The sequence below is a fragment of the Ramlibacter tataouinensis TTB310 genome (assembly GCF_000215705.1).
In the GTDB taxonomy this organism is placed as follows: Bacteria; Pseudomonadota; Gammaproteobacteria; order Burkholderiales; family Burkholderiaceae_C; genus Ramlibacter; species Ramlibacter tataouinensis.
Genome location: NC_015677.1, coordinates 2,252,084 through 2,263,388 on the forward strand (window position 1 = coordinate 2,252,084; position 11,305 = coordinate 2,263,388).

Consider the following 11,305-nt stretch of genomic DNA (forward strand, 5'->3'; position numbering starts at 1 on the left):
TTGCGAGCTGGACATCCCAGCCCCGAGCCGCTCCAATGGCCGGGCGAGCCATCCCACCCCCGGAGCCTTCATGACGACCCTGTCCCGCCTTTCCCGCCGCCCCCTTCTCGCCCTTGCCGCTGCCGCGCTGCTGGCCTCGCCCGGCCTGGCGCTCGCCCAGGCCAGGCTGAAGGTGGCGGCCATCTACACCGTGCCCTTCGAGCAGCAGTGGGTCAGCCGCATCCACAAGGCGCTGCAGGCCGCACAGGCGCGCGGCGAGATCGAGTACAAGGCCAGCGAGAACGTGGCCAACGCCGACTACGAGCGCGTGATGCGCGAGTACGCCACCGGCGGCAACCAACTGATCGTGGGCGAGTCCTTCGCCGTGGAAGCCGCCGCGCGCAAGGTGGCGCGGGACTTCCCCAAGGTGGCGTTCCTCATGGGTTCTTCGGGCAAGCCGCAGGCGCCCAACTTCAGCGTCTTCGACAACTACATCCAGGAACCCGCCTACCTGACCGGAATGATCGCCGCCGGCATGAGCAAGACCGGCAAGATCGGCATGGTGGGCGGCTTCCCCATCCCCGAGGTCAACCGCCTGATGCACGCCTTCATGGCCGGCGCCCGGGAGATCAACCCCAAGGTCGAATTCACCGTGACCTTCATCAACAGCTGGTTCGACCCGCCCAAGGCCAAGGAAGCCGCCTTCGCCATGATCGACAAGGGCGCCGACGTGCTGTACGCCGAGCGCTTCGGCGTGTCGGACGCGGCCAAGGAGCGCGGCAAGCTGGCCATCGGCAACGTGATCAACACCCAGGACAAGTACCCCGACACCGTGGTCGCGTCCGCCATCTGGCACATGGAGCCGACCATCGAGCTGGCGCTGCGCAACGTCAAGGAAGGCAAGTTCAAGGCCGAGGACTACGGCCCTTACTCCATGATGAAGCACAAGGGCTCCGAGCTGGCGCCGCTGGGCACCTTCGAGAAGAAGGTGCCGGCCGAGGTGATGGCCAAGGTGCAGGCCAGGCAGAAGGACATCCTGACCGGCAAGTTCACGGTCAAGGTCGACGACAGCCAGCCCAAGTCCACCGCCAGGTGACCCGGCCACCGGTCCTGCGGCTGCAAGGCATCACCAAGCGCTTCGGCCCCCTGGTCGCCAACGACGGCATCTCGCTGGAACTGGCCGTCGGCGAGGTGCTGGGCCTGCTGGGCGAGAACGGCGCGGGCAAGTCCACCCTGGTCTCCATCCTGTTCGGCCACTACACGGCCGACCAGGGAACCATCGAGGCCTTCGGCCGGCCGCTGCCGCCCGGCCAGCCACGCGCGGCCCTGGCCGCGGGCATCGGCATGGTGCACCAGCACTTCACCCTGGCCGACAACCTCAGCGTGCTGGACAACGTTCTCATGGGCACCGAGCCGCTGTGGCGCCCGTTCAGCCGGCGCGCCGCCGGGCAGGCCAGGCTGCAGGAGGTGGCGCTGCGCTTCGGCCTGGCGGTGCAGCCCGATGCGCGCGTGGGCAGCCTGTCGGTGGGCGAGCGCCAACGGGTGGAGATCGTCAAGGCGCTGTACCGCGGCGCCCGCGTCCTGATCCTGGACGAGCCCACCGCGGTGCTGACGCCGCAGGAAAGCGAAGCCCTGTTCGCCACCCTGGGCCGGATGGTGGCCCAGGGCCTGTCCATCGTGTTCATCAGCCACAAGCTGGGCGAAGTGCTGCGCGTGTCGCACCGCGTGGCCGTGCTGCGCGCCGGCAAGCTGGTGGCGCAGGCCTCGGCTGCCCAGGTCACCCAGGCCCAGCTGGCCAACTGGATGGTGGGCCAGGCCGTGGCCCTGCCCGGGCGCACGCCCGCGCCGTCGGTGGGCGCCGTGGCCTGCCGCCTGGAGGGCGTGGGCGTGGGCGGCGACGGGCGCGAGCGGCTGGTCGATGCCACGCTGGCCCTGCGCGCCGGCGAGATCACCGCCGTCGCGGGCGTGTCCGGCAACGGCCAGCTGGCCCTGGCCGAGCTGCTGTGCGGCATGCGCCGTGCCGGTGCCGGCCGCGTGTGGCTGGGCGAGCAGGCGCTGCGCGCGCGGCCGGCCTGGCTGGTGCGCCAGGGCGTGGCGCGCATCCCCGAGGACCGGCACGGCACGGGCGTGGTCGGCGACCTGCCGGTGTGGGAGAACGCGGTGTCCGAGCGTCTGCGCGGCCGCGCTTTCGCGCGCGGGCCGCTGGTGCGCCGGGGCGCGGCGCGCACGCAGGCGCAGCGCATCGTGCAGGCCTACGACGTGCGCGGCGCCGGCATCGACGCCCCGGCAAGCGCGCTGTCGGGCGGCAACATGCAAAAGCTGATCCTCGGCCGGGCGCTGCTTACGCCGGACGGCGGCACGCCGCGGCTGATCGTGGCCCACCAGCCCACCTGGGGCCTGGACATCGGCGCCGTGGCCTACGTGCAGCGCCAGCTGATCGCCGCGCGCGATGCGGGCGCGGCGGTGCTGCTGCTGAGCGACGACCTGGACGAGGTGCTGGCGCTGGGGGACCGCATCGCGGTGATCCATGCCGGGCGGCTGACGGAGGCGCGGCCGGCGCAGGAATGGACGCGGGAGGCCATCGGCCTGGCGATGGCGGGCGGCGCGCCATGAGGCTGGAAAAGCGCAACGCCGCTTCCCCCCTGGCCCTGGTGCTGGCGCCCTTCGGCGCCATCGGCTTCACCCTGGTCGTCAGCTCGCTGCTGGTCCTGTGGGCCGGCGCGCCGGTGGGCCCCACCTGGGGCCATCTGCTGCGCGGCGGCTTCGGCTCCGTCTTCGCCTGGACCGAGACGCTGACCCGCGCCACGCCCCTGGTCCTGACCGGCCTGGCGGCCACCGTGGCCTTCAAGGCGCGGCTGTTCAACATCGGCGCCGAAGGCCAGCTGTACGCCGGCGCGCTGGCCGCCGTCGCCGTGGGCGGCCTGCATGGCGGCGAAGGTTTGGGCCTGCCGGCGGTGCTGCTGTTCCCCCTGATGGTGCTGGCCGCCGCGGCCGCCGGCGCCCTCTTGCTGCTGGGCCCGGCCCTGATGAAGGCGCGTCTCGGCGTGGACGAGGTCGTCACCACCCTGCTGCTCAACTTCATCGTCCTGCTGGGCGTCTCGGCCCTGCTGGACGGCCCCATGAAGGACCCCACGGCCATGGGCTGGCCGCAGAGCGTCGCGCTCCAGCCCGAGCTGGAGCTGGGCCGACTGGTGGAAGGCGCCCGCGTCCACACCGGCCTGCTGGCGGCCGCCGCGCTGGGGGTGGCGCTGTGGGCGCTGCTGAAGTTCACGACCTTCGGCTTCGACATCCGCGCCCTGGGCGCCAACGCGCGCGCCGCCGCCTTTGCCGGCGTGCCGGTCACGCGCACGGTGATGGGCGTCGCCCTGCTCTCCGGCGCGCTGGCCGGGCTGGCCGGCGCGGTGGAGGTGGCCGGCCGCACCGGCTACGTCACGCTGGACATGTCGCCGGGCTACGGGTACAGCGGCATCGTCATCGCCATGCTGGCCGGACTGCACCCCCTGGGCGTGCTGGCGGCGGCCGTGTTCGTGGCCGGCGTGCTGGTGGGCGCGGACAGCATGAGCCGCGCCATCGGCGTGCCCAACTACATCGCCGACGTGATCGTGGCCGCCTCGCTGCTGTCGGTGCTGGTGGCGGCGCTGCTGGCGCAGTACCGGATCCGCTGGCGATGACCGACCTGTACGACATCCTGGCCAACCCCGCCTTCTGGGTGGCCGTGCTGCGCATCGCCACGCCGCTGATCCTGGGCACGCTGGGCGTGCTGCTGTGCGAGCGCGCCGGCGTGCTGAACCTGGGCATCGAGGGCATCATGGTGGCCGGCGCCTTCACCGGCTGGCTGGCGGTGTACGCCGGCGCGCCGCTGTGGGCGGGCGTGGCGGTCGCCGCGGGCTGCGGCCTGCTGTTCGGCCTGCTGCACGCCTGGCTGACCGTGGGGCTGGCGCTGTCGCAGCACGTGGCGGGGCTGGGCATCACGCTGCTGGCCACCTCGCTGAGCTACTACGGCTACCGCGTGAGCTTTCCCAAGGTGAACACGCCGCCGACCATCCAGCCCTTCCAGCCCATGGAGCAACTGGACATCCCGGTGCTGCAGGCGCAGACGCCGCTCACGCTGCTGGCCCTGCTGCTGGTGCCGCTGGTCGCCTGGGTGCTGTACCGCACGCCGGTGGGCCTGGCCCTGCGCATGGTGGGCGAGAACCCGCAGGCCGCCGAGAGCCAGGGCGCGTCGGTCCTGGCGCTGCGCACCGGCGCCATCGCGGCCGGCTCGGCGCTGATGGGCGTGGCCGGCGCCTTCCTCACGCTCAGCGCGTTCAACTCGTTCTACTTCAACATGGTCAACGGCCGCGGCTGGATCTGCGTGGCCCTGGTCGTGTTCGCCAGCTGGAGGCCCGGCAAGGCGCTGCTGGGCGCCCTGCTGTTCGCGTTCTTCGACGCGCTGCAGCTGCGCCTGCAGCAGGCCGGCGACGCGCTGCTGCCCTACCAGGTGTACCTGATGCTGCCCTACCTGCTGTCCATCCTGGCGCTGGTGCTGGTGGCGCGGCGCGCGGCCTACCCGAAGGCGCTGATGAAGCCTTATCGCAAGGGGGAGCGCTAGCGTGGGCCTGCGCCGCGGCTCGCCCTCAGCGATTGCACCGTTGCCGCCCGTCAGCGCGCCGGCGGTTCGACGCCGAAGAAGCCGACCACGCGGGCGATGCGGCCGTCCACGTCCAGGTCCATGAAGTCCACGCCGGCGACCACCGCCTCGCCCTCGGGGCTGAGCAGCCGCCAGCCGTAGCGCAGGAACTGGTGGTGCGCGTCCAGGGCGGTGCTGCGACCGAAGCGGTGGCCGGGGAACTGCGCCAGCAGCGTGGCCCCTTGGTCGCTGATGCCGGCATGGCCGGTGGATTCGAACGGCGGGTCCACCAGGCGGCCGTGCTCGCTCCAGACCTGGCGCACCAGGGCCATGCGCCGGGCCGCGTCGGGCTCGCAGTAGGCGGCCAGGTAGGTGTCGACCATCTTTTCCAGGGCGGGGATGTTCATCGTGGGCTCCTCGAAGTGAAAGGGTGGGATCAGTGATGCCCATTCTTCGAGCCGCCCTGTTCGTCGTCGATGACCTTGCAGGTCATGCCTTATCCTGAGGCGATGCCCGATCTCACCGTCCCGACATCGCCGATGCCGCACGTGGTGCTCGAGCGCTGGCAGCATGACACCGCACACGCCGACGCCATCAGGGTGCTGCCCGACGGCTGCTGCGACCTGATCGTGCGCATGGACGTCCACGGCATGGCCGAGTGGCAGGTGTCCGCCCTCGCCCACGGCCCCCTGGACGTGCGCAGCAGGGCGGGCGACCGCTGGTGGGGCTACCGCTTGCAACCGGGTGCGAGCCTGGACGCGGCGGCGCTGCGAACCGCAGCCCAGGCACTATGGCGCGGGCTGCGGGTGCCGGCAGGGTGGGCGTCTCCGAGCGCAGCCTGGAGCGCACCACCGCACGCGCTACCGGCCAGCCGCCGCGCTACTGGCGTTCGCTATCGCGTGTGCGGCGGGCGGCAATGGCCTTGCGTTCGCCCGCGTCGCTGGCCGAGATCGCTGCCGACCATGGCTATGCCGACCAGGCTCACTTCAGCCGTGAGTGTCTGCGTTGGCTGGGCCAGTCCCCGGCACGGCTGCGTGCCTCGCCCAGGCTGCTGGCGGTGGTCGCACAGTCCGGCTACGGCTGACCGGGATCTTGAGGCGCTGGGGGTGCCACCGGCGTGCACAGCTCCACCAGCACACCGTTCAAGTCAGCCACGTAGGCGAGCGTCTGGCCCCAAGGCATGGGGGTGGGCGGCTTCACCAACCGCGCGCCCGCCCCCACCGCCCGCTGCACCGCAGCGGGAACGTCGGCGCAGGTGAAAGCCACCTCGAACACCGGCGCTGCGGCGTCCGCGGGCTGCGGGTTCTTGCCTAGCTCTCGCATCAGCCGCCGGGAGGAAAACGCCAGCGCAGTGGCACCTGTCTCCAGCTCGGCGTAGTCGCCCGACTCGTGCAAGAAGCGCCGTGCGAGGCCGAAAGCGGCCTCGTAGAAAGCCAAGGTGCGGGCCACGTCCTCGACATAAACAATGGTGTAAGCGAATCGCATGCACAGCCTCCAGTTTTACGGATCATTGCCAAACCCACAGACTAGGGCCGCCTGCTGGCGCCGTCTTGAAGGAATCCGCCAACCCGGCTGCGGCCGAGGCCGTGGCATGCTCTTTCAACCCTGACCCACCGCATACCGACACCCAACCCATGCTCGACCTCCTCATCACCCAGGCCACCCTGCCCGACGGCCGCACCGGCATGTCGGTCGCCGTGCAAGGCGGCAAGATCGTCGACGTCGCGCCCGGCCTGCAGGCGCCGGCGCACGAGACGGTGGATGCCCAGGGCTGCCTGCTCAGCCCGCCGTTCTGCGACCCGCACTTCCACATGGACGCGACGCTGAGCTACGGCCTGCCGCGCGTGAACGAGAGCGGCACCCTGCTGGAGGGCATCGCACTCTGGGGCGAGCTCAAGCCGCAGCTCAAGGCCGAGGACATGATCCGGCGCGCCCTGGCCTACTGCGACTGGGCCGTGGCGCGCGGCCTGCTGGCCATCCGCAGCCACGTGGACACCAGCGATCCCAGCCTGCTGCCGGTGCAGGCGATGCTGGAAGTCAAGAAGCAAGTGGCCGGCTACATCGACCTGCAGCTGGTGGCCTTCCCGCAGGACGGCGTGCTGAGGACGCCGGGCGGCGTGGACAGCCTCAAGCGCGCGCTCGACCTCGGCGTGGACGTGGTGGGCGGCATCCCGCACTTCGAACGCACCATGGCGCAGGGCGCCGAGAGCGTGAAGCTGCTGTGCGAGATGGCCGCCCAGCAAGGCAAGCTGGTGGACATGCACTGCGACGAGACCGACGACCCACTGTCGCGCCACATCGAGACGCTGGCCTTCGAAACCCAGCGCCTGGGCCTGCAGGGCCGGGTGAACGGCAGCCATTGCACCTCCATGCACAGCATGGACAACTATTACGTGAGCAAGCTGCTGCCGCTGATCGCCGAAAGCGGCGTGAGCGTGGTGGCCAACCCGCTGATCAACATCACCCTGCAGGGCCGGCACGACAGCTACCCCAAGCGCCGCGGCATGACCCGCGTGCCCGAGCTGATGGCCGCGGGCGTGAACGTCGCCTTCGGCCACGACTGCGTGATGGACCCCTGGTACGGCATGGGCTCGGGCGACATGCTGGAGGTGGCCCACATGGGGCTGCACGTGGCGCAGATGACCAGCCGCAAGGGCATCCAGGCCTGCTACGACGCGGTGACCGTGAACGCGGCCAAGGTGATGCACCTGGACGGCTACGGCATCGCGCCGGGCAAGGACGCCAGCTTCGTGCTGCTGCAGGCGCGGGACGTGGTGGAGGCGATCAGGTTACGGGCCAACCGGTTGAAGGTCTGGAAGAAGGGCCAGGTGCTCGCGCAGATGGCGGAGGTCCGGGCCCAGACTCACATGCCCAACCGGCCGGCGACGGTGGACTTCCTGCGCTGACGTCCTCGTCACTCACCGGGCGACCGGCGCTCACGCAAGGCCTCATACAGCCGCCCCGGCCCCATCAAAATGTCCAGCAGCCCCCGCCGGACCCGCTCGGACGCCAGTGCCTGCGCGGTCATGGATTCATTGGCCGAGCTCGCACCCATGATGGCCTCGATCAGTTGGCTGCCCAGGTCCGGCGAGTTGTGGAACTGGCCCTTGGTGTTGTTCATGGCCTGCCGCACCAGCAGGTCGGACTCCAGCAGCTTGCCCTTGATCACGTGATTGACGTACACCAGCTTGTCGTCATCCGTCACCTCACCGTCGAACAGCTCGTTTACCAGCTCCACGATCTCCGACAGCAACGCCTTCTGCTTGTCCTGCACATCCCCGCCGCCGGCCTCCCCCAGCGGCTGCAACTTGTAGTCGGCGCCAGGTTCGCTCACTGACAGCGCCAGTCGCCGCCCGCCCAGGTCTTTCAGCCGGTGGTGCGTGAGCACCACTTTCGACAGGTCGATGCCCTCGCGTTCACGCCCGAACTCCAGCAGCGGCAGCAGCCGCTTGAAGAAGATCGCCCGCTTCTCGATGGCGGTGTTGCCGTAGTCAAACATCTGCGACAGGAAGGCATAGACCCGGCCGAAGGTGCCCAGGTCGCGCTTGAACAGGATCAGCGCATTCACCGTGTCCTTGGCCTGCTGCGCGGCCTGGCTGTCCACGCCGGCGGTGGCCGATTCAGCCGCGGCCAGCACCTCGGCCGCCGCCTTGTACCACCGCAGCAGCCGGTCGGCTACCGGTTCGATGGCTGCCACCAGCGCGGCCTGCGTGCCCTTGGGGTCCAGCTCGGCCCGCGCGACGCGGTCCACCTCGAACTCGTCGTAGTGACCGGTTGCATCCAGCTTGGCGCGCAGGTCGAACACCAGGTTCGGGTCGGTCACGCCGGCCAGCTCGGCCGTGGCGTAGTAGGTCTTGAACGCCGCCAGCACCTCGTCGGGCTCGTTCACGAAGTCCAGCACGTAGGTCTCGTCCTTGACGCCATGCAGGCCGCTGTAGGCCCGGTTCAGGCGCGAGAGGGTCTGCACCGCCTGGATGCCGGCCAGCCGCTTGTCCACGTACATGCCGCACAGCAGGGGCTGGTCAAAGCCGGTCTGGAACTTGTTGGCAACCAGCAGCAACTGGTATTCGTCGGTGGCGAAGGCCTCGCGGATGCCGCGGCCCTTCAGGTTGGGGTTGAGCGCACTGGCGGCTTCGCTCACGACATCGGGCAGCAGGTCAGGCACGCTCACCTCGCCCGAGAAAGCCACCAGGGTGCGCAGCGGGTAGCCGTTGTCCTGAATGTACTTGGTCACCGCGAGCTGCCAGCGCACCGCCTCGGCCCGGCTGCCCAGCACCACCATCGCCTTGGCGTGGCCGTCCAGCAGCGGCTGCACGTTCTGGCGGAAGTGCTCCACCACCACGGCCACCTTCTGGCTGATGTTGTGCGGATGCAGGCGCACCCAGCGCATCAGGCCCTTCATCGCCGTGCTGCGCTCGACCTCCTTCTCGTCCCACTCCCTGCCTTCGTTCGCCAGCTTGAAAGCCAGCTTGTAAGGTGTGTAGTTGCGCAGCACGTCGAGGATGAAACCCTCTTCGATGGCCTGCCGCATCGAATACACATGGAACGGCGCGGGCAGGTTGTCCGGCCCGGCGGGGTGCTCGGGCGAAGGCCGGCGGCCGAACAGCTCCAGCGTCTTGGCCTTGGGCGTGGCTGTGAAGGCGATGTAGGTGATGCCGGCGGCATTCGCCCGGGCGGCCATCTGGGCGGCCAGCACGACGTCCTCGGCGCTCACGCCGCCCCCGTCGGCCAGGTCCCTTTGCTCGTCGACGCCCAGCACCTCCTTGAGCTTGGACGCCGCTTCACCGGTTTGCGAGCTGTGCGCCTCGTCCGCGATGACGGCAAAGCGCTTGCCTTCCTGCGACGCCAGCTCGCTCATCTTCTTGTGGATGGCCGGAAAGGTCTGGATCGTGCACACCACGATCTTCTTGCCGCCCGACAGCGCCTCGGCCAGCTCGCCGCTCTTGCTGCCGCCCTCGCCCTTGATCGTGGCCACCACGCCGGCAGTGCGCTCGAAGCCGAAGATCGCCTCCTGCAGCTGCGCGTCCAGCACATTGCGGTCGCTCACCACCAGCACGGTGTCGAACAGCTTCCTGTGCTGCGGATCGTGCAGGTCGGCCAGGAAGTGCGCGGCCCAGGCGATGGAATTGGTCTTGCCCGAGCCGGCCGAATGCTGGATCAGGTACTTGCCGCCCGGGCCTTCGGCCCGCACGGCGGCCAGCAGCCGGCGCGTGGCGTCGAGCTGGTGGTAGCGGGGAAACAGCACCGCCTTGACCTGCTTCCTGCCATCGCGCTGCGCCACCAGGTAGCGGCCCAGGATTTCCAGCCAGCTGTCACGCTGCCAGACCTGCTCCCACAGGTAGGCCGTGCGGTGGCCGTGCGGGTTCACCGGGTTGCCGGCGGCGCCTTCGTTGCCGATGTTGAACGGCAGGAACTGCGTGGCCAGCCCTTGCAGGCGGGTGGTCATGAAGACGCTGCTGTTGCTCAGCGCGAAATGCACCAGCGCTCCGCGCGGGAAATCCAGCAGCGGCTCGGCCGACGGCTTGCCCTTGGGCCGTGGCTGCCGATCGTTGCGGTACTGGTCCACGGCATCGTTCACGTCCTGCGTGAAGTTGCACTTGATCTCCACCGTGGCCACCGGCAAGCCGTTGAGGAACAGCACCAGGTCGATGATGTCGCCGTGGCCGGTGGGCACCTGCCGCACCACGCGCAGCCGGTTGGCGGCATAGCGCGCCTGCAGGTCAGCGTTCATCGCCAGCGCGGGCTTGAACTGCGCCAGCTGCAGCGGCTGGCGCAAGCCCAGCATCTCGATGCCGAAGCGCAGCACCTCCAGCGTGCCGCGCTCGTCCAGCTGCTTGCGCAGGCGATCCAGCAGCATGGCTTCGGCCGCCGCGCCGTGGTTCTTCGCCAGGGTTTCCCAGGCTTGCGGCTGCGTGCCCTGCACCCAGGCGAGCAGGTCGGGCGCGTAGAGGGCGCGGGACACGTCGTAGTGCCGGGCGTCGCCTGGCGCATGAAGCCAGCCGCTCGCGGCCAGGTGGGCGCAGATGTCCTCCTCGAACCGGATTTCCGTGTGCAGGCTCATGGCGCCGCCTCCTTGTTGGTCTAGCCCCACGAGCGGGTCAGCAGTTCATCCAGGGCATCGGTGATCTGCTGCCCCTGCTCTGCCAGCGAACCTACCTGCTCGCCCAGCTGGTCAATAGCCACGGACACCATGTCCAGCGGATGGAGAACGACGTCAATCCCCTTGACGCGGAACACGGGGTTCAGGCGCGAGCCTACCGTGGGACCGGAGCGCGGGAGGGCACTGCGCCGAAGCAGCGGCACCACCACCCGCCTTCGGTAGGCATCGAACAAGGATGACTGCACCACCACCACGAACGGGATCGCATCCTTCAGCGGTCCCTTGTTGCGATGGACGTCGAACTGCGGCACGACCGTGCCTACAGCGTGGAGTGCTCGTCGGCGAACGAACCGACTTTTTCATAAATCTCGTTCCAGCCCGCCGCGCAGGCGGCTGCCCATTGCTGGTGGCTGCCGCGCGCCTGCTGCTGCTGCGACACATAGTCCGCCAGCAGTTCATCGACCGTGGCCGACAGGTTGGTGCTGTACTGCCGCGCCTGCTCGATCAGGTGTTCGCTCAGGCTCAGGTTGACGGCGCGCTTGCGCGAAAGGACCGGCTCAGTCATGTTGACTCCCGTGCGCATGCCATGCGCATGAGTCGCCAGCATACACGCTCGA

At 69.7% G+C, this 11,305-nt stretch carries 11 protein-coding genes; 6 read left to right on the top strand and 5 right to left on the bottom strand.

What is annotated here, in order from left to right; genetic code table 11:
• Positions 1 to 70 precede the first annotated feature (70 nt).
• From RTA_RS10900 to RTA_RS10915, 4 genes are read left to right on the top strand one after another with little or no spacing between them, the layout of a single operon-like run.
• A complete protein-coding gene (locus RTA_RS10900) occupies positions 71 to 1,075 on the top strand; it encodes a BMP family protein (protein ID WP_013901456.1) in 1,005 nt (334 codons plus the stop codon).
• Positions 1,072 to 2,592 (top strand): ABC transporter ATP-binding protein, encoded by a 1,521-nt coding sequence (locus tag RTA_RS10905; protein ID WP_013901457.1) that lies wholly within the window; start codon positions 1,072 to 1,074, stop codon positions 2,590 to 2,592. The genes RTA_RS10900 and RTA_RS10905 overlap by 4 nt, the downstream gene beginning before the upstream one ends.
• A complete protein-coding gene (locus RTA_RS10910; protein WP_013901458.1) occupies positions 2,589 to 3,650 on the top strand; it encodes an ABC transporter permease in 1,062 nt (353 codons plus the stop codon). The genes RTA_RS10905 and RTA_RS10910 overlap by 4 nt, the downstream gene beginning before the upstream one ends.
• Positions 3,647 to 4,570, top strand: a complete 924-nt coding sequence (locus RTA_RS10915; protein ID WP_013901459.1) for an ABC transporter permease — start codon at positions 3,647 to 3,649, stop codon at positions 4,568 to 4,570. Before RTA_RS10910 ends, RTA_RS10915 begins: the two co-directional genes overlap by 4 nt.
• A 50-nt stretch (positions 4,571 to 4,620) precedes the next feature.
• Here the strand turns inward: RTA_RS10915 and RTA_RS10920 are convergent, their stop codons facing one another.
• On the bottom strand, positions 4,621 to 4,995 hold the full coding sequence (locus tag RTA_RS10920; RefSeq protein WP_013901460.1) for a nuclear transport factor 2 family protein: 375 nt from the start codon (positions 4,993 to 4,995) through the stop codon (positions 4,621 to 4,623).
• 383 nt (positions 4,996 to 5,378) lie between these two features.
• Between RTA_RS10920 and RTA_RS20225 the strand changes: the two genes are divergently transcribed.
• Positions 5,379 to 5,672 (top strand): helix-turn-helix domain-containing protein, encoded by a 294-nt coding sequence (locus tag RTA_RS20225; RefSeq protein WP_013901461.1) that lies wholly within the window; start codon positions 5,379 to 5,381, stop codon positions 5,670 to 5,672.
• Here the strand turns inward: RTA_RS20225 and RTA_RS10930 are convergent.
• On the bottom strand, positions 5,663 to 6,073 hold the full coding sequence (locus RTA_RS10930; RefSeq protein ID WP_013901462.1) for a VOC family protein: 411 nt from the start codon (positions 6,071 to 6,073) through the stop codon (positions 5,663 to 5,665). The genes RTA_RS20225 and RTA_RS10930 overlap by 10 nt on opposite strands.
• A gap of 149 nt (positions 6,074 to 6,222) precedes the next feature.
• Between RTA_RS10930 and RTA_RS10935 the strand changes: the two genes are divergently transcribed.
• Positions 6,223 to 7,494 carry an amidohydrolase family protein gene (locus tag RTA_RS10935; protein WP_041675357.1) on the top strand — a complete coding sequence of 424 codons (1,272 nt, stop codon included), beginning with the start codon at positions 6,223 to 6,225 and terminating at the stop codon, positions 7,492 to 7,494.
• A gap of 8 nt (positions 7,495 to 7,502) precedes the next feature.
• Here RTA_RS10935 and RTA_RS10940 read toward each other — a convergent pair whose 3' ends face one another.
• The 3 genes from RTA_RS10940 to RTA_RS10950 are packed head-to-tail and all read right to left on the bottom strand — an operon-like array spanning position 7,503 to position 11,253.
• On the bottom strand, positions 7,503 to 10,649 hold the full coding sequence (locus RTA_RS10940; RefSeq protein WP_013901464.1) for a type I restriction endonuclease subunit R: 3,147 nt from the start codon (positions 10,647 to 10,649) through the stop codon (positions 7,503 to 7,505).
• 20 nt (positions 10,650 to 10,669) lie between these two features.
• The gene (locus RTA_RS10945; protein WP_013901465.1) at positions 10,670 to 10,999 is read right to left on the bottom strand and encodes a CcdB family protein; all 330 of its coding nucleotides are present in this window, start codon (positions 10,997 to 10,999) and stop codon (positions 10,670 to 10,672) included.
• Positions 11,000 to 11,007: 8 nt separating this feature from the next.
• Positions 11,008 to 11,253 (bottom strand): type II toxin-antitoxin system CcdA family antitoxin, encoded by a 246-nt coding sequence (locus RTA_RS10950; protein WP_013901466.1) that lies wholly within the window; start codon positions 11,251 to 11,253, stop codon positions 11,008 to 11,010.
• Between the last annotated feature and the right edge of the window lie 52 nt (positions 11,254 to 11,305).